This window comes from Actinocrispum wychmicini (genome assembly GCF_004345645.1).
Taxonomy (GTDB): Bacteria; Actinomycetota; Actinomycetes; order Mycobacteriales; family Pseudonocardiaceae; genus Kibdelosporangium; species Kibdelosporangium wychmicini.
The window spans coordinates 1,268,044-1,284,442 of record NZ_SLWS01000001.1; the positions used below are offsets into that span (position 1 = coordinate 1,268,044).

19 protein-coding genes are annotated in these 16,399 nt (G+C 67.6%); 11 read left to right on the top strand and 8 right to left on the bottom strand.

Annotated elements, in window-relative coordinates; genetic code table 11:
• Positions 1–8: 8 nt before the first annotated feature.
• Genes EV192_RS06410 through yhjD form a run of 3 tightly spaced genes read left to right on the top strand, consistent with a single transcriptional unit; the run spans position 9 to position 1,423 of the window.
• A complete protein-coding gene (locus EV192_RS06410; RefSeq protein WP_207925898.1) occupies positions 9–197 on the top strand; it encodes a hypothetical protein in 189 nt (62 codons plus the stop codon).
• Complete coding sequence (locus EV192_RS06415; RefSeq protein WP_243726659.1) at positions 194–481, top strand: helix-turn-helix domain-containing protein; 288 nt, start codon at positions 194–196, stop codon at positions 479–481. Before EV192_RS06410 ends, EV192_RS06415 begins: the two co-directional genes overlap by 4 nt.
• Before the next feature lie 45 nt (positions 482–526).
• The gene (yhjD, locus tag EV192_RS06420; protein ID WP_132111954.1) at positions 527–1,423 is read left to right on the top strand and encodes an inner membrane protein YhjD; all 897 of its coding nucleotides are present in this window, start codon (positions 527–529) and stop codon (positions 1,421–1,423) included.
• Here yhjD and EV192_RS06425 read toward each other — a convergent pair.
• Together EV192_RS06425 and EV192_RS06430 are read right to left on the bottom strand one after the other, a co-directional pair.
• On the bottom strand, positions 1,368–2,657 hold the full coding sequence (locus tag EV192_RS06425) for a D-alanyl-D-alanine carboxypeptidase family protein (RefSeq protein ID WP_243726660.1): 1,290 nt from the start codon (positions 2,655–2,657) through the stop codon (positions 1,368–1,370). The two genes, yhjD and EV192_RS06425, sit on opposite strands and share 56 nt — an antisense overlap.
• A gap of 33 nt (positions 2,658–2,690) precedes the next feature.
• On the bottom strand, positions 2,691–4,043 hold the full coding sequence (locus tag EV192_RS06430; RefSeq protein ID WP_132111956.1) for a D-alanyl-D-alanine carboxypeptidase family protein: 1,353 nt from the start codon (positions 4,041–4,043) through the stop codon (positions 2,691–2,693).
• Between the two features lie 149 nt (positions 4,044–4,192).
• Between EV192_RS06430 and EV192_RS06435 the strand changes: the two genes are divergently transcribed.
• The 5 genes from EV192_RS06435 to EV192_RS06455 all read left to right on the top strand — a co-directional run bounded on the left by EV192_RS06435 (position 4,193) and on the right by EV192_RS06455 (position 9,732).
• Positions 4,193–4,540 (top strand): hypothetical protein, encoded by a 348-nt coding sequence (locus EV192_RS06435; protein WP_132111958.1) that lies wholly within the window; start codon positions 4,193–4,195, stop codon positions 4,538–4,540.
• 161 nt (positions 4,541–4,701) lie between these two features.
• On the top strand, positions 4,702–7,095 hold the full coding sequence (locus EV192_RS06440) for an immune inhibitor A domain-containing protein (RefSeq protein ID WP_132111960.1): 2,394 nt from the start codon (positions 4,702–4,704) through the stop codon (positions 7,093–7,095).
• 173 nt (positions 7,096–7,268) lie between these two features.
• On the top strand, positions 7,269–7,955 hold the full coding sequence (locus tag EV192_RS06445) for a S1 family peptidase (RefSeq protein ID WP_132111962.1): 687 nt from the start codon (positions 7,269–7,271) through the stop codon (positions 7,953–7,955).
• Between the two features lie 228 nt (positions 7,956–8,183).
• Entirely contained in the window at positions 8,184–8,666 is a 483-nt protein-coding gene (locus EV192_RS06450; protein WP_132111964.1) for an ArsR/SmtB family transcription factor, read from the top strand.
• Between the two features lie 10 nt (positions 8,667–8,676).
• Positions 8,677–9,732 carry a serine hydrolase domain-containing protein gene (locus EV192_RS06455; RefSeq protein WP_132111966.1) on the top strand — a complete coding sequence of 352 codons (1,056 nt, stop codon included), beginning with the start codon at positions 8,677–8,679 and terminating at the stop codon, positions 9,730–9,732.
• 4 nt (positions 9,733–9,736) lie between these two features.
• Here EV192_RS06455 and EV192_RS06460 read toward each other — a convergent pair whose 3' ends face one another.
• From EV192_RS06460 to sdhC, 6 genes are read right to left on the bottom strand one after another with little or no spacing between them, the layout of a single operon-like run.
• Positions 9,737–10,150 carry a type II toxin-antitoxin system VapC family toxin gene (locus tag EV192_RS06460; RefSeq protein WP_132111968.1) on the bottom strand — a complete coding sequence of 138 codons (414 nt, stop codon included), beginning with the start codon at positions 10,148–10,150 and terminating at the stop codon, positions 9,737–9,739.
• A complete protein-coding gene (locus EV192_RS06465) occupies positions 10,143–10,370 on the bottom strand; it encodes an AbrB/MazE/SpoVT family DNA-binding domain-containing protein (RefSeq protein WP_132111970.1) in 228 nt (75 codons plus the stop codon). Before EV192_RS06465 ends, EV192_RS06460 begins: the two co-directional genes overlap by 8 nt.
• Before the next feature lie 36 nt (positions 10,371–10,406).
• On the bottom strand, positions 10,407–11,183 hold the full coding sequence (locus EV192_RS06470) for a succinate dehydrogenase iron-sulfur subunit (protein WP_132111972.1): 777 nt from the start codon (positions 11,181–11,183) through the stop codon (positions 10,407–10,409).
• A complete protein-coding gene (gene sdhA / locus EV192_RS06475) occupies positions 11,183–12,937 on the bottom strand; it encodes a succinate dehydrogenase flavoprotein subunit (protein WP_132111974.1) in 1,755 nt (584 codons plus the stop codon). The genes EV192_RS06470 and sdhA overlap by 1 nt, the downstream gene beginning before the upstream one ends.
• A 40-nt stretch (positions 12,938–12,977) precedes the next feature.
• Positions 12,978–13,388: a succinate dehydrogenase hydrophobic membrane anchor subunit gene (locus EV192_RS06480; protein WP_132113092.1), complete on the bottom strand. Its 411-nt coding sequence runs from the start codon at positions 13,386–13,388 to the stop codon at positions 12,978–12,980.
• Positions 13,385–13,798: a succinate dehydrogenase, cytochrome b556 subunit gene (gene sdhC / locus EV192_RS06485; protein ID WP_132111976.1), complete on the bottom strand. Its 414-nt coding sequence runs from the start codon at positions 13,796–13,798 to the stop codon at positions 13,385–13,387. Before sdhC ends, EV192_RS06480 begins: the two co-directional genes overlap by 4 nt.
• Positions 13,799–14,002: 204 nt before the next feature.
• Between sdhC and EV192_RS06490 the strand changes: the two genes are divergently transcribed.
• From EV192_RS06490 to EV192_RS06500, 3 genes are read left to right on the top strand one after another with little or no spacing between them, the layout of a single operon-like run.
• Complete coding sequence (locus EV192_RS06490; protein ID WP_132111978.1) at positions 14,003–15,205, top strand: hypothetical protein; 1,203 nt, start codon at positions 14,003–14,005, stop codon at positions 15,203–15,205.
• A complete protein-coding gene (locus EV192_RS06495) occupies positions 15,202–16,080 on the top strand; it encodes a hypothetical protein (RefSeq protein ID WP_132111980.1) in 879 nt (292 codons plus the stop codon). Before EV192_RS06490 ends, EV192_RS06495 begins: the two co-directional genes overlap by 4 nt.
• Entirely contained in the window at positions 16,077–16,388 is a 312-nt protein-coding gene (locus tag EV192_RS06500; RefSeq protein ID WP_132111982.1) for a hypothetical protein, read from the top strand. Before EV192_RS06495 ends, EV192_RS06500 begins: the two co-directional genes overlap by 4 nt.
• The last annotated feature ends 11 nt before the right edge of the window (positions 16,389–16,399 follow it).

Below are 16,399 nucleotides of genomic sequence, written 5' to 3' on the forward strand. Positions count from 1 at the left end.
TCTAAGCTATGGGGCGATTCTGGTTGGGCGACAAGCCGAGGAGAATCAGCTACTGGATCGCCTCAGGCAGGCGGATCATCCTGCTGACGGTGTGGCGCAAGACGAAGATGCGTGAGTCCGCGGAGATTGAGCGGGCTCGCCGAGCGATGCGATGGTGTCAGGAAGAGCGGCACACCGTGGACGAGGAGATGTCGTGACCGAGCGGACCTCTTGGAGCGAGCTGCGCGACGAACTCGGTGTTGACCGTGCTCATCCTTCTTACGACGCCGCGCGTATCGCATTCGAACTCGGTGTCGAGGTACGGACGCTCCGGGAAGAGCGAGGGTGGTCGCAGACCGAGTTGGCAACACGGGCCGGGATGACGCAGTCGGCGATGGCACGGTTCGAGGCCGGCGGCACTGTGCCGACCCTACCGGTGCTCGAACGAATCGCCGGCGCGCTGGGGATGCGTCTCGCGGTCGAACTGAGGCCGGCTTCCTGACCTGCTTGTTCTGCGGGACTCGTCGTTTGCCAGTACCTTCGTTCGGTGGCTGGGAAGGTGCGGGAGCTTCGGGACAGGTGGGCTTGGTTCGATCATTTGCTGCGGGCCAATGAGGCGTTCGCCGAGCGGTACGGCAACCAGTTCGCTGCGGCCATCACGTACTTCAGTGTGTTGTCGCTGTTTCCGTTGTTGATGATCGCTTTCTCGGTCGCCGGGTTTGTGCTGTCCGCTCAGCCCGAGTTGTTGAACCAGCTCAAGGACGGCATCAGCCGGGCGGTTCCCGGGTCGCTCGGGGGCACGATCAACGACATTGTCACCGCCGCGCTGAACTCCAAGGGGGCAGTGGGGATTCTAGGGCTGGTCGCCGCTCTGTACTCGGGCATCGGGTGGATGAGCAACTTGCGGGACGCGTTGACCGCGCAGTGGGGGCACGAACGCAGGCCGACTCCGCTGTTGTCCACCACGCTCAAGGACTTCTTGGCGTTGTTGGGGTTGGGTGGGGCATTGGTGGTGTCGTTCGGGCTCACGGCCGCTGGGACCGGGTTGGGCAACCTGCTGCTGCGGCTCGTCGGTTTGGCGGGGGTCGGGTGGGCGCGGTTCCTTTTGTTCGTCGCCACTTTGGTGTTGTCGGTCGCGGCGAACTGGTTGGTGTTCTTGTGGGTTCTCACGCGGTTGCCGAGGGCGAAGGTTGTTGTCCGCAGCGCGGTGCGGGGTGCGGTGGCGGCCGCGGTCGGGTTCGAGATCCTCAAGCAGCTCGGCGCGATCTACCTCAGTGGTGTCACCAGTTCGCCCACGGGCGCGTTGTTCGGGCCGGTGATCGGGTTGCTGGTGTTCGCGAACCTGGTTGCCCGGTTCCTGTTGTGGATCACCGCGTGGACGGCGACCGCTAGCGAATCGGGGGCAGCTGGATCGTCTGCTCCGCGTCACTTGGCTCCGGGATAGCCGGGCGGGCGTAGCGTCGGCGGATCCGCCAGATCGCGAACGCGAGCACGGCCACGGCCGACACGGAGATCGCGATCGTGGGCAGCGCGCCTTGGTTGTTGGCGATCGCTTTGCCGCCTTGCGCTGTCCCCGCCGGCGATCCGCCCGCTTGGGCGCTGACCGAGCCGGCGCCGCTCGACGGCGGCGCGCCCACTGGTTGGGGGCCGGTGAGTTGGCCGACCGCGTCGGCTTTGTTGGTCTTGTACAGGTCGAAGGCCCAGGTGAACAGGTGCCCGCCCTGCTCGGCCATGAGCACGGGGTGCTGTTCGCCGCGCATCAGGACCACCAGCAGCCGGTGGCCGCCCTGTTCGGCGCCGCCGAGGTACGTGTGCCGGGCGTCGTCGGTGAAACCCGTCTTGCCGCCGAGGAAGCCGGGATACGTGCCGAGCAGGCGGTTGTCGTTGTTGACCTTGAAGCCGGGTTTGCCGCCGTAGCCGGGCATGTCCATCTGTTTGGTGGCCACGGCCTGGGCGAACAGCGGGTGCTTCATCGCCTCCTTGTAGAACACCGCCAGGTCGAACGAGGACGTCATCATGCCCGGCCCGTCCAGTCCGGACGGCGTCGCGACCTGGGTGTCCAGCGCGCCCAACGACTTGGCTTTGGCGTTCATCTTCGCGACCGCCTGGTCGACGCCGCCGAGCTGCATGGCCAACGCGTGCGCGCAGTCGTTGCCTGAGCGCATGAGCAGCGAGAAGAACAGCTGCTGGTTGGTGTACTGGCCGCCTGGGCCGATGCCCACGCGGGTGCCGTCCTGGTTGGCGTCGTCCGTGGTGCCTGTCACGACCGTGTCCATTTTCAGCTCGTCCATCACGACGAGCGACAGCAGCACCTTGATCAGCGAGGCCGGCCGTTCCCGGGCGTGTGGGTCCTTCGCGCCGAGGATCTGGCCGCTGTCCAGGTCGGCCACCACCCACGACACGGTGGTGACGTCCTTGGGCGGCTCGGGCGCGCCCGGCGGCACGGTGATCCCGCACGACGCCATCTTCGGGCCGCCGGCCGGGGTGTCCGGCAACGGCAGCGGTCCGGGCGACGACTGGCCGGGCTTGGGGTTCTCGGACGTGTCGACCGGCTTGGGTGGCGCCGCCTTGTCCTGGCACGCCGCGTCCGGCTGCGCTGCCGCGGCGAGGCTCGTCGACAGCGCGAGGCACAGCACAGCGAGCAGGACGGCGACGACTCGCCTTGAGGTCAGGACCACCGACCCAGGTTAGGGTGTAAGCCGTTGGTCAAGTCAACGGGCCCGTTGCGTGCGAAGGCGCCTGGCCCGGGCCATTTTCCGGCGGACGGTCATCAGCATGGCCAGCAGGACCACGACCCCGGCGAGGATGGTGACCGGCAGGCCGAAGTTGCCGAACGCGGACCGCTGCAGGTCGCCCTGGCCGGGCTGGGCCTCGTTGTCGTCCTTGTCGGCGCTGTTGACCACGCTGGTCTCGCGGGTGGCCTTGGGCGGGTCGCTCAGCCCGCTGAGCTTGCCGACCGGCTGGACCTTGGCGTTGACCAGGTCGAAGCCGTAGTCCAGGAGCGCCTCCACCTGGTCCATCGGCGGCTTCTCCGACCGCATGACGGACACGACGACGTGCCGGCCGTTGCGCTCGGCGCTGCCCACGAAGGTGCTCTTGGCCGCGGTGGTCAACCCGGACTTGCCGCCGGTCATGCCCTTGTAGTCGTCGAGCAGCTTGTAGTTGTCGTTGGTCCGGCTGATCCCGGTCTTGCGGTTGCCCTGCGGGGTGATGGTGACCTTGCCCGCGCCGGTCGCGTCGGCGAACTCGGGGATACGCATGGCCTCCCGGTAGATGGTCGCCATGTCGTACGCGGACGTGCTCATCCCCGGCTGGTCCGTGCCGTTCGGGTTGACCGCGCGAGTGTCGTCCGCCTTGAGGTCGGCGGCCAGCGCGTTCATTTTCTTCACGGCCTCGTCGGCGCCGCCAAGCGCCCGGGAGATGGCGCTGGCCACGTCCGACGCGGAGGTGACGATCAGCGCCCGGATCAGGTCGTGCGCGGTGTACTTGCCGTCCGCGACCAGGCCGACCTTGGACAGCTTGGCGAGCGTGTCCTCCTTGGTGGCCACGATGATCCCGTTCGGGTCCAGGTCCCGCAGCGCGACCATGGCCAGCAGGACCTTGATCGTGCCGGCCGGCCGCTGCCGGGCGTGCGGCGCGTACGCGGCGAGGATGTCGCCGCTGTCCTGGTCGGCGATCACCCAGGCCGCGGAGTTGAGGTTGCCCGGCGGCAGCGTGGCGTTGCTGGGCAGCACGGCCCCGCAGTCGCCCATCCGGTCACCGCCGACCGGTTCGCTGGGCACGTCCAGCTGTGCCATGGGGTCGCCGTCGCCCTCGTCGGGCACCTGCGGCGGTGCCACCTGGGACGGGCACACGGCCGGCGGCGGGGGCTTCGACGCGCTGGACGACGAGCTCTTGCCAGCGCTCTTGGACGAGTTGGCCGAGGAGCTGCCGCTGCCGCTGGCGGGCGGTTGCCGCGAGTCGGACGGCGCGGCGGTCGCCGTCGGGACGGCGAACGTGACGGCGGCGACGACACTGAGGCAGAGGGTCAGTACGCGGGCCGGTTGCCGATCTCGTTCGGGCACCCCTGCAGGCTAGTCACTCGATCGTGATGTGACACGACGGCCCCGTGCACCGGGGTGCCGGGTGACCGGGTAAAGCGTGGGCGAATAATGCCGGTCTGGCTGTTTTCGACCGCTGCCCACCACCCTGTAGGACAAGGAGACCGACCGACGTGGACTTCGTCCGGCACCTGCTGATCTTCCTCCACCTGCTGGGCATGGCCATGCTGCTCGGCACGTTCATGCTGCAGCTCAGGGCGGGCAAGGACGCACCGCTGAACAAGGGCTGGCTGCACGGCGCGGCCCTGCAGCTGGTGACCGGCGTCGCGCTGATGCTTCTCGCGCCGCTCACGCACCAGGACTACAACCAGATCAAGCTCGGCGTCAAGCTGCTGGTGCTGATCGTCATCGGCGTGCTCGCGGTGATGAACGTCAGCAGGGAGCGGGCGCCCAAGTGGCTCGGTCCGACCCTCGGTGGCCTGGTCGTCCTGAACGTGGGGCTCGCGGTTTTCTGGTCCTGACCCGGATGTCCGGCACCCGGCCGACCTGGCAATACATGCACGGATATAGATGACCCTACCTATGGCGGATTTCACCCTTTCGAATTACTTCGTACTGTCAGCCCGGTTTGTCTGCAGCCGGAGAGTGCGTGCTCCCCGGCAGCGAGTGCACGGGAGGGCAAGTGCGAAGAACAACCGCTGGCTTAGCGCTGCTCGCGCTGGTTGGCTTGGGGATCGGCTCGGTGACCGCCCCAGCGGTCGCGGCACCGGCGGCACCACCCGCGGGGACCACCGCGGATCCGGCGCCAGTGAACCACGACCTGACGAACAAGCTTGAGGACAAGCGCCGGGCGCTGCGCCAGGAGGCGGTGGCCGACGTGGTGGCCGGCCGGACGCAGGTCCAGCAGCGCGGCGCGAGCAAGGTCGCGAAGATCGGCGCGAAACCGGCGGACGCCGCGAAGGGCGCGAACAAGAACGACCGGGTCGACCAGTACGTCGAGCTGGGCCGGGAGAAGACCGACAAGATCTTCGTGATCCTGGCCGAGTTCGGCAACGACCGGGACCCGGCGTACCCGGACGTCGACACCGACCCGAACACGGCCGGTCCGGTCCGGTTCGACGGGCCGCTGCACAACCAGATCCCGGCCCCCAACCGCGCGGTCGACAACAGCACGATCTGGCAGCCCAACTACGACCGGGCGCACTACCAGCAGCTGTACTTCGGCCAGGGCGCCGGCGTCGAGTCGGTGAAGACCTTCTACGAGAAGCAGTCCTCCGGCCGGTACTCGGTCGACGGTGTGGTCACCGACTGGGTGAAGGTCAAGTTCAACGAGGCCCGCTACGGCCGGTCCAACGGCTTCCCGTGCGCGAGCGCGATCTGCAACAACACGTGGGACCTCGTCCGCGACGCGATCAGCAAGTGGTACGACGACCAGATCGCCCAGGGCCAGAGCCCGGCCGCGGTCAAGGCCGAGCTGGCCTCACTCGACCAGTGGGACCGGTACGACTACAACAACAACGGCGACTTCAACGAGCCGGACGGCTACATCGACCACTTCCAGATCGTGCACGCCGGCGGCGACCAGGCCGACGGTGACCCGTACCAGGGCGAGGACGCCATCTGGAGCCACCGCTGGTACGCGTTCCCGAACTCGCCGGACGGCCCCGCGGGCAACAAGCGCGGCGGCACCCAGATCGGTTCCACCGGGCTGTGGGTCGGCGACTACACGATCCAGCCGGAGAACGGCGGCCTGGGCGTGTTCGCCCACGAGTACGGCCACGACCTCGGCCTGCCGGACGAGTACGACACCTCGGGCCCGACCACGGCGAACGAGAACGGCGTCAACTGGTGGACGATCATGGCCCAGAGCCGGGTCTCGGCAGCGTCCGACCAGGCCATCGGCACCCGGGCGCCGGACTTCGGCGCGTGGGACAAGCTGCAGCTGGGCTGGCTGGACTACGAGACCGTGGTGGCCGGCCAGGACAAGAAGATCGACCTCGGCCCGCACGAGTACAACAGTGCCAAGGCACAGGCGGTCGCGGTCGTCCTGCCGGACAAGGTGAAGTCGACCGACTACGGGAAACCGGTCGCCGGCACGAAGATGTACTGGAGCGGCAAGGGCGACAACCTGGACAGCTCCGCGGCCCGGGACATCGACCTGACCGGCAAGACGTCGGCCACGCTGAACCTCAAGGCCCGCTATGACATCGAGCAGGACTTCGACTACCTGTACGTGCAGGCCTCGACCGACGGCGGCGCCAACTGGACGTCGCTGGACGGCACGGTCGGCGGTGCGCCGTTCGGCAAGGACGGCTCCAACGCGCCGTCGTTGACCGGGTCGAGCGGGAACAACTGGGTCGACGTGGCGGTGCCGTTGACGTCGATCACGGGCAAGAAGGCCAAGTTCCGGTTCCGGTACGTGACCGACGGCGGTGTGTCGCTGAACGGCTTCTTCGCCGACGAGATCTCGGTGACCGCCGACGGCACCACGGTGTTCACCGACGGCGCCGAGGGTGCCACCACCGGCTGGACGCTGACCGGGTTCAAGACCACGACCGGCACCGAGACCCAGACGTTCGACAACTTCTACCTGGCGTCCAACCGGACGTACGCGTCGTTCGACCAGTACATGCGGACGGGGCCGTACAACTTCGGCACGCCGGCCACGCCGAAGCAGGTGGACCACTTCCCGTACCAGGACGGCCTGCTGGTGTCCTACTGGGACACTTCGGTGGCGGACAACAACTCGAGCCAGCACCCTGGTGAGGGCGAGATCCTGCCGATCGACGCCAACCCGGAGCCGATCTACAACCTGCAGGGCCTGCCGTGGCGGCCGCGGATCGCCGGCTACGACGCGCCCTTCTCGTTGCAGAAGTCGGATTCCTTCACGTTGCACGCGGGCGGTCGGGCCAGCTACGTCCGTGGCCGGGACGCCCAGCCGTTGTTCGACGACACCAAGAAGTTCTGGTACGCCGAGCAGCCGACGGCGGGTGTGAAACTGCCCGCGACGGGCGTGCGGATCAAGGTGCTGTCGCAGGACGGCACGTCGATGACGATTCGCGTGTTCTCGAAGTAACTTCCAGATTCAGCGGGGGTGTTCCGGTTCGCCGGAGCACCCCCGTTTTTTATACCTACTATCGACGGGTTTACGTTATCAGATCGCTGTTTTAGCGTCGATCACGTTCGGGTGCGTGGCAACGGGCCCGAATTCATTCCTTTTTGCCCCTGCACTGAAAGGAATGCGCTGCTATGCGCAAGTTTTTTTCCGCTGTAGTTCTCGCGGCGGCGGCCACCACGATGGCCGCTCCGGCCGCGCTCGCCGACACCAGCGTGCCCATGATCATCGGTGGCGGGACGGTCAGTTCCGCGCCGTGGGGCGCGCAGGTCTACGTCGGCGGGCAGTTCAACTGCTCCGGCACGATCATCGCCGCCCAGTGGGTGTTGACCGCGCGGCACTGTTCCGGGTCGAGCATGTCCGTTCGGGTCGGGAACGTGAACCTCGGCCAGGGCGCCGCCAGCACGGTCGACCGGACCGCGGCCTCGCCCAACGGCGACATCCTGTTGCTGCACTTGCGGACCGCGATCAACACGACGTTCATCACCCTCGGCAACGCCGACCCGGGCACGGGCACGACCAACAGCATCTACGGCTGGGGCCGGCCGCGGGACAACCAGCCCGCGTCGCCGGTGCTCAAGACCGCGACCGTCCGGGTGACCGGGTCGAGCACGGACGCCTTCGGCGGCCGGGCGATCCGCAGCCAGGGCGTGAGCGGCGCCGCGTGGCACGGCGACTCGGGCGGCCCGGAGATTTTCAACGGCGTCCAGGTCGGCGTGTGCTCCACCGGTGAGAACAGCGGCCACGACCCGAACGGCACGCAGAACTACGCGAGCGTCGCGGCCAGTCGGACATTCATCAGGAACACCGCGGGCGTCTGAACCCGCATTCGGAAAATCCCCTCGTGCACCTGCGCGAGGGGATTTTTCCGTGACTATTCATCCCACCGCGATGCACGTCCTGACGATCGATACGCGGTGACGTTTGGGCGATCGCGCTGGCGGCGTTCACGGACGGGGGCGCCGCCGCGCAGGATGCCGCCGGCGGCCGGGCCACCCGTCCAGGATCGCGGTATTGACGTTCTTACGTAATTACGTAACCATACTGACATGGAGGTGGAAGAGCGTCTGGCTGCCCTGGAGGACCGGGTCGCCGCGCTGGAAGGACGGAAAAGCGTCGATCCCGCGAAGTTCTGGGCGCTGACCGGGCTGCGTGAACGCCTGCCGGACTCCGGCGGGGTGCTGTTCACGGGTGCCGTCTCGTTGCCCACGGGCGAGTACTACGAGTGGCAACAGGAGGCCATGGCCGAGGACCAGTTCGACCGGGACTGGTCGGATCTCAGCGGCGTGCTCGCCGCGTTGGGCCATCCGGTGCGGCTGTTGCTGCTCAAGGAGATCCTCAAAGGTGCTCGGTCCACCGCCGAACTCCAGGAACACGAGTCGCTGGGCACGACCGGCCAGCTGTACCACCACCTCCGGCAACTCGTCGCCGCCGGCTGGCTTCGCGCGGCCGGCCGCGGCCAGTACGCCGTGCCGGGCAGCCGGGTGGTACCGCTCCTCGTCGTGCTGGCCGCGATTCAAGAGCCAGCATGAAAGGGGAACCATGACCAGCCGACGAACCGTTCTCACCACAGCGACCGCGGGAGCGGCGCTGCTCGCAGCCGGAGCCCCAGCGTCCGCCGGAGGCTCCGGCGACTTGAGGTCTCTTGTGGACGGATGGCGGGACTATCTGACCGGGATCGCCGGAGTTCCGTCCGTGGCGATCGGGGTTGTCGCGAACCGGCGACAGTACGCGGTCAACGGGGACGCGGTGTTCCAGATCGGGTCCATCACCAAGACATTCACGGCACTGGCGCTGGCCATCGCCGACCGCGCCGGCCGGCTGTCCATCGACGACCCGCTGCGAACACACCTGCCCGCCAACTACCCGGTACCCACCCGGGGTGCCACGCCGATCACCCTGGCCCACCTGACTTCCCACCTGTCCGGTTTGGACGTTCTGCCGCCCGGCCTGGCCGAGGACCCGGATCTGGACCCCAAAGACCCGTACGCCCACTTCACCGAGGCCAAACTGATCGCGGCGCTGGGGCGGACGACCCTGCTGAGCGATCCCGGCACCAAGTACCTGTACTCCAACTACGGCGGTGGCCTCCTCGGCCGTGCCCTCCGTGACGACTACCCGGCGCTGATCCGTGACCAGATCACGAACCCGTTGGGCCTCAAGGACACCACGATCACCCTCAACGCGGACCAGCAGCGCCGGAAGGTCGACGGCCACGACTCCGAGACCCGCGAAACCACGCCGGACTGGCACCTGCCGACCCTGGCGGGCGCGGGTGCCCTGTATGGCACGGTCAACGACCTGCTGCGGTACCTCCGCGGCCACATGGGCGAAGCGCCGAACACCCTGAAACCCGCCCTGGATCTGGTGCAAACACCCAGGTTCACCATCACCCCGGCGCTGCGGATCGGCATGGGCTGGCACATGTACACCCTGCCCGCGAGCCACCGGACCGCGGTCTGGCACAACGGCGGCACAGGCGGCTTCACCAGCTACGCGGCGTTCTGCCCGAGCCGTGGCACCGGCGTCGCGCTCCTCGTCAACATCGGCGGCTTCGACCTGGATCCCTACGGCGTGGCCATTCTCGACGCCCTCTGAGCTGTCAGCCGTCGGGAGCGATGACCTTGACCGTGGGGAAGTAGGTGCGGTAGCGGGAAGCGTCCCTCGTCAACAGGGCGAACTTGGCTACAGCGGCGTGCGCGCCGATGTAGAAGTCCGGCAGTGGAGCGGTTTTCGCCCCACCTCGCCGCCGATAGTCCAGAAAGGACTTCCCGGCCAGGAAAGCCGCCGGCCATGGCAGTGGCGTGCGGATGAAATCGTCCGGTGGCAACGCGTCGTCCAGGTCCTCGATCCGCTGGAACCGGATCGAGACCTCGGCGTAGATGATCGGGTTGATGACCAGGAGGCAGTTCTCCGCCGCCTGGGTAAGTGCGGCGGTGGACCACTCCAGCCATTCGGCGTTCTCGGTCAGCAGGTCGATCAGAACGTTCGAGTCGACCAGAGTGCGTTCAGTCACCGCGGGTCAGCGCCATGATCTCCTCGGTCGACATCGGCACGTCGCCCCGGCCACGCAGCCGTGCCACGATCCGATGGCCGCGTTGACCCGAGGACGCCGCCCGCACGATCCTGGCCTCGCCGTTCTCGACGACGAAGTCGACTTCGTCGCCAGGCTGCAGACCGAGTTCCTCGCGCACGGTGACCGGGATCGTCACCTGGCCCTTCTCAGTCAGTCGCATGAGGTAAGAGTATTACTTTCTTACTTCTTACTCAACTCAGACCCGGCGGAACAGCAGGGCGCGCTTGACCTCCTGGATGGCTTTGGTGACCTGGATGCCTCGGGGGCAGGCGTCGGTGCAGTTGAACGTGGTCCGGCAGCGCCAGACGCCCTCGGTGTCGTTGAGGATGTCCAGGCGTTCGCCGGCGCCTTCGTCGCGGCTGTCGAAGATGAAGCGGTGCGCGTTGACGATGGCGGCGGGGCCGAAGTAGGAGCCGTCCGACCAGTACACCGGGCAGGACGTCGTGCAGCAGGCGCACAGGATGCACTTCGTGGTGTCGTCGAAGCGTTCGCGGTCGGCCGCGGACTGGATCCGTTCGCGGGTGGGTTCGTTGCCGTACGTGATCAGGTACGGCTTCACCGCGCGGAAGGCCTCGAAGAACGGCTCCATGTCGACCAGCAGGTCCTTGCGGGCTTCGAGGCCTTTGATCGGCGCGACCGAGATGGTGGTCGGCCGGCCGCGCTTGGCCAGCAGGTCCTTCACGAGCACCTTGCAGGCCAGCCGGTTCACGCCGTTGATCTGCATGGCGTCCGAGCCGCAGACGCCGTGCGCGCAGGACCGGCGGAACGTGAGCGTCCCGTCCAGGTACCACTTCACGTAGTGCAGCAGGTTGAGCACCCGGTCGGTGGGCAGGGCCGGGACGTCGAACGACTCCCAGTGCGGTTCGTCGTCGAACTCGGGGTTGAACCGCAGCACGCGCAACGTCACCGTGATGGCGCCGTCCGGCACGGGGGGCGCGTCGCCGCGGGAACCGGCTTCAACTGTTGCGGTCATCAGTACTTGCGCTCCATCGGCTTGTACCGGGTAAAGGTGACGGACTTGTACTCCAGCGAGATGTCCGAGGTCAGCGACGAGTCCTGCTTGTACGCCATGGTGTGGCGCATGTAGTTCGTGTCGTCCCGGTTCGGGTAGTCCTCGCGGGCGTGGCCGCCACGGGACTCCTTGCGGTTCAACGCGCCCACGACCAGGACCTCGGCCAGTTCGAGGAGAAACCCGAGCTCGATCGCTTCGAGCAGGTCGGTGTTGTAGCGCTTTCCCTTGTCCTGCACGGTGATGTGCGCGTAACGGGACTTCAGCGCCTGTACGTCGTGCAGCGCCTGCTTCAGGGTGTCCTCGGTGCGGTACACCGACGCGTTGGCGTCCATTGTGGCCTGCAGCTCGGTCCGGATGTCCGCGACCCGTTCCCGGCCGTGCTCCGACAGGATCAACGCCAGCTGGTCCTCGACGAACGCGGTGGGCTCCTCCGGCAGGTCGACGAAGTCCCGGCCGACGGCGTACTCGGCGGCCGCGATCCCGGCGCGCCGGCCGAAGACGTTGATGTCCAGCAACGAGTTCGTGCCCAGCCGGTTGGCGCCGTGCACCGACACGCACGCGCACTCGCCGGCCGCGTACAGCCCGGGGATCACGTGATCGTTGTCCCGCAACACCTCCGCGTGGATGTTGGTGGGAATCCCACCCATCGCGTAGTGCGCGGTCGGGTACACCGGCACCGGCTCCTTCACCGGGTCCACCGCGAGGTACGTCCGCGCGAACTCGGTGATGTCCGGCAGCTTGGTCTCCAGCACCTCGGCGCCCAGGTGCGTGCAGTCCAGCAGCACGTAGTCCTTGTTCGGCCCGGCGCCCCGGCCTTCCAGTACTTCCAGGGCCATCGAACGAGCCACGATGTCGCGCGGCGCCAGGTCCTTGATCGTCGGCGCGTACCGTTCCATGAACCGCTCGCCGGCCGCGTTGCGCAGGATCGCGCCCTCGCCGCGGGCGCCCTCGGTCAGCAGGATCCCCAGCCCGGCCAGACCCGTCGGGTGGAACTGGTAGAACTCCATGTCCTCCAGCGGCAGGCCCTTGCGGAAGATGATGCCCATGCCGTCGCCGGTCAGGGTGTGCGCGTTCGACGTGGTCTTGAACACCTTGCCGAACCCGCCGGTCGCGAACACCACGGACTTGGCCTGGAACACGTGGATCTCGCCGGTCGCCAGCTCGTACGCGACCGCGCCCGTGCACACCGGGTCGCCGTTCGCGTCCGGCGTCATGCACACGTCCAGCACGTAGAACTCGTTGAAGAACTCGATGCCGTGCTTGACGCAGTTCTGATACAGCGTCTGCAGGATCATGTGGCCGGTGCGGTCCGCGGCGTAACAAGCGCGGCGGACGGCCGCCTCACCGTGGTTACGCGTGTGCCCACCGAAGCGGCGCTGGTCGATCTTGCCCTCTGGCGTGCGGTTGAACGGCAGGCCCATCTTCTCCAGGTCGAGGACGGCGTCGATGGCCTCCTTCGCCATGATCTCGGCGGCGTCCTGGTCGACCAGGTAGTCGCCGCCCTTGATGGTGTCGAAGGTGTGCCACTCCCAGTTGTCCTCCTCCACGTTGGCCAACGCGGCGCACATGCCGCCCTGCGCCGCGCCCGTGTGGGACCTGGTCGGGTACAGCTTGGTCAGCACCGCGGTCCGGGCGCGCTGGCCGGCTTCGATGGCCGCGCGCATGCCGGCCCCGCCGGCCCCGACGATCACCACGTCGTACTTGTGGAACTGCATGGGAATCCGCTTCCTGACTACGATCAAGGAGTGGTGGGGCTCAGGAGTCCATGTTCGGGTCGAACGTGAAGATCACGAACGTGCCGAGCGCGAGGATCAGCACCATGGAGACGTACAGCAGGATCTTCAGCCAGAACCGGGTGGCGTCCTTGCGGGCGTAGTCGTTGATGATCGTGCGCAGCCCGTTGCCGCCGTGGATCTCCGCCAGCCACAGCATGGACAGGTCCCAGAACTGCCAGAACGGCGACGACCAGCGGCCGGCCACGAAGCCCCAGTTGATCCGGTGCACCCCGCCGTCGAGGATGTTCATGATCAGCAGGTGGCCGAGGACGAAGATGACCAGGGCCACCCCGGAGATCCGCATGAACAGCCAACTGGCCATCTCGGTGTTGCTGCGGCGGGCCGACGGCCGGCGCGGCGCGCGGGGCTTGTCGAGAGCGAGTGTCATCAGTGCCCCCACAGGTCGCGGACCGTGCGTTCGAGCATGAAGTACGCGCCCGGCGCCATCACCAGCACCCAGACCACCAGGATCCCCCACAGCATCTGGCGCTGGTAGCGCGGGCCCTTGGCCCAGAAGTCGACCAGCATCACGCGGATGCCGTTGAGCGCGTGGTAGAGCACCGCGCCGACCAGGCCGACCTCGATCAGGTTGACGAGCGGTGTCTTGTAGGTCTCGATGACCTGGTTGTAGGCCTGCGGCGACACCCGCACCAGTGCGGTGTCCAGCACGTGCGCGAACAGGAAGAAGAACGTGAGCACACCGGTGATCCGGTGCGCCACCCACGACCACATGCCCGGGACGCCGCGGTACAGCGTCCCGCGTCGGGTGGGCCGCTCCGCCTCGACGGCTTCGGCGGACATTGGTTCGGTGCCTCCAACATCATGCGTGGGGCCGGCAGTCCACTCGGGACGAACATCCACCGGGCCTTGACCCTTCGGGATGCTAGTCCGCCCAGGTGCGCGTGGCCCAACCGACAGTTGTCGGCTGTGATCCAGTGAACACTGCCGGGTACGACTTCGGCCGAACCTCGGACAGCCGCTGACCTGGGGTGCCACCCTGTTCTGGTGATCGATCTGCTCGGTCTGCTGCTGGCGCCGGCCCAGCGGCCGGCCCACGTGCCCAGGCTGGACGTCCCGGCCGCGATCAAGGTCCTGGAGACACAGCAGGTCTACCAGGCGCCCGGGGTGGTCGTGAACATCGACATGGCCAAGGTCAGCGCCGAGCTGTCAGCGGACACCAAGGTGCTGATCGCGCCGTTCACGGAACCGTTCAAGGACGGCAACAACTACCCGAAGTACGACGACCACCTCAACCAGGTCCACCAGCCGCTCAAGGCGTGGGCGGACAGCAGGAAAGTGCGACTGATCACAGTGGAGGGGCTGTCGACGTCGTACGGTCCGGCCGACCTGACCGAGCTGCGGGAGATCGCGGCGTACATGGACATCACCGGCCCGGTCCTCTCGGCCGCGCGCAACGCCAAGGGAGTCCCGGTCGGTGACACCGTTCCGCACTACCAGGTGGTCGCACCCACCGCCGCCCAGCTGGCCGACATGGCCGGGAAGCTACGCCAGGATCCCGTCTACAACGCGCCTGGCCGGGACGACAAGTTCCCCGCCGAGTCGTGGCAGCTGGTCAAGGACAAGACCGGGTTCACCATGCGGGTCGCCGCGCTGCCGCCGCTGAAGCCGGGCGAGCCGTTCGTGGACTACGCCCCCGCACTGGCCAAGGAATTCCCTGACGACATCGTCCTGGTAGCCCAAGGCTATTGGGTGGAGATCGCCGGCAAGGACCAGGAACTCCTTTCCTCGGCCCGCAACTACGCCTCCGGCCGCTACGAGATGGGGACGTTCCAACAGGGCGGCACGATCGACGGCCGGGTCGGGTCGATCATGCTGCGCTTCCACGATCTGAGCCGCCGCAAGCCGTTCGGCCGCCCGCAGCCGCAGACCTACGATCCACAAACGACGATCACCAAGTACACGCCGTGGGCGTGGGGCGCCTCCGCCTTGGTGCTCGGCGGCGGCGCGCTCGCCGGGTTCGGTCTGCGTCGCCGACGGCAGCACCAGGTTGAGCGGGCCGCGATGCACAAGGCGAAGGCCGAGGCGTACGCCAAGATCAGCGAACTGGGCACGGCGTTGCTCGACCACCAGACACCTGAGGCGGCTGAGCGCTACTCGACCGCGCGGGACATGTTCGAGCAGGCCGAGACCGCGGTGGCGATGGCCGAGGTGGAGCGGATCGCCGACGAGGGGCTGGAGCTGCTGTGAACAAGCGCTTGCTCGGCGTACCGGTGTGGGTGGTCTTCGGGCTGGTCGTCGGCGCGCTCGTGGGCGTCGCCGTATATCAGAAACAGCCGAAGGTCTCGTCGGACGTACGGGCTGTCGTCGAAGGCTTCCGGCACGGCTCGGTGTACGTCGAGCGGGGCGCGCCGCCGGTGGTGAACCCGGACCGGGTCCGCCAGGTCATCGGCGACCGGCCGATCGTGGTGGCGATCCTGGCCGACCGCCCGCTGCCACCCGGCCGGCCCCTGGTGCGGTCCCGCCAGAAGTTCTGCGGTGACGTGGCCGTCCAGGTGCCCACCAACGAGGTGATCATCTTCGGCACTGACGAGAAGGACGGCTATGGGAGCGCCTTCTGCACCGGCAAGCAGTTCAGCAATCCGGACAACCCGGTCAAGGCAGGGAACTTCGACTTCCCGCTGATCGCGGCGGCCGAAACCGCGTGGAAGTACCGGATCTCCGCCACCGACCTCACACCCCAGGTGGAGGAGTACGTGCTGGCGTTCGACGCCCAGGTCAGCCAGGACAAGGTGGCCACGGCGCCCCGGCGCGGCGCGGTCCCGGACAAGCTGGCGGCCGGCGACGTCGTGCTGTCGCTCGGCGGGATCGTGGCGGCCAGCGTCGCCCTCTTCTTCCTGTTCAGCGTGGTCGGCTGGTTCTTCGGCCGGGAACGCCGGGGCAACGTCCGCAGGCTCGCGCTCGACGCCCGGCTGAGCAAGGTCGGCGACTACGTCCTACGCGCCGACCCGCAGCAGGACAAGCAGGCGGAGGTGTCCCGTGAGTACGTGCTGGTACTGCGGGCGCTTGAGGACGGCGAGGACGTCGGGTCCCGGGTCAAGAAGCTGGAGAGGATGATCCGATGACTTGGCTGTGGATCGGCGGCGCGGTCGTCGTACTGGCTGTGGGCGCCCTGGTTCCGGCGGTTTTCGGGCGGCAGCGGCAGCGGCTGCGCAGCAACGACGACGCCATCGCGGCCCGCTCCCGACACAACCAGTTGGGCCTGTACGTGGAGAACGTCAGCCCAACCGACGACCCGTTGCTCCAGCAGGCGCGGGAACGCTGGGTAACCGCCGGTGGGGTGCTGGCCAAGGCCCGGTCCGAAGGCGACTTCACCCTGGCCACGCAGATCTGCGTGGAAGGACTCGAGCTGGTCGCCAAGGCCGGAGAGTGATCACTCTCGGT

Excerpts from the sequence above, each read along its gene's own strand:
- EV192_RS06470 (WP_132111972.1), bottom strand. The coding sequence starts at position 11,183 with ATGACCGCAACAGTTGAAGCCGGTTCCCGCGGCGACGCGCCCCCCGTG.
- EV192_RS06450 (WP_132111964.1), top strand. The coding sequence starts at position 8,184 with ATGGAGGTGGAAGAGCGTCTGGCTGCCCTGGAGGACCGGGTCGCCGCG.
- sdhA (WP_132111974.1), bottom strand. The coding sequence starts at position 12,937 with ATGCAGTTCCACAAGTACGACGTGGTGATCGTCGGGGCCGGCGGGGCC.
- sdhC (WP_132111976.1), bottom strand. The coding sequence starts at position 13,798 with ATGTCCGCCGAAGCCGTCGAGGCGGAGCGGCCCACCCGACGCGGGACG.
- EV192_RS06455 (WP_132111966.1), top strand. The coding sequence starts at position 8,677 with ATGACCAGCCGACGAACCGTTCTCACCACAGCGACCGCGGGAGCGGCG.
- EV192_RS06445 (WP_132111962.1), top strand. The coding sequence starts at position 7,269 with ATGCGCAAGTTTTTTTCCGCTGTAGTTCTCGCGGCGGCGGCCACCACG.
- EV192_RS06410 (WP_207925898.1), top strand. The coding sequence starts at position 9 with ATGGGGCGATTCTGGTTGGGCGACAAGCCGAGGAGAATCAGCTACTGG.
- EV192_RS06500 (WP_132111982.1), top strand. The coding sequence starts at position 16,077 with ATGACTTGGCTGTGGATCGGCGGCGCGGTCGTCGTACTGGCTGTGGGC.
- EV192_RS06465 (WP_132111970.1), bottom strand. The coding sequence starts at position 10,370 with ATGCGACTGACTGAGAAGGGCCAGGTGACGATCCCGGTCACCGTGCGC.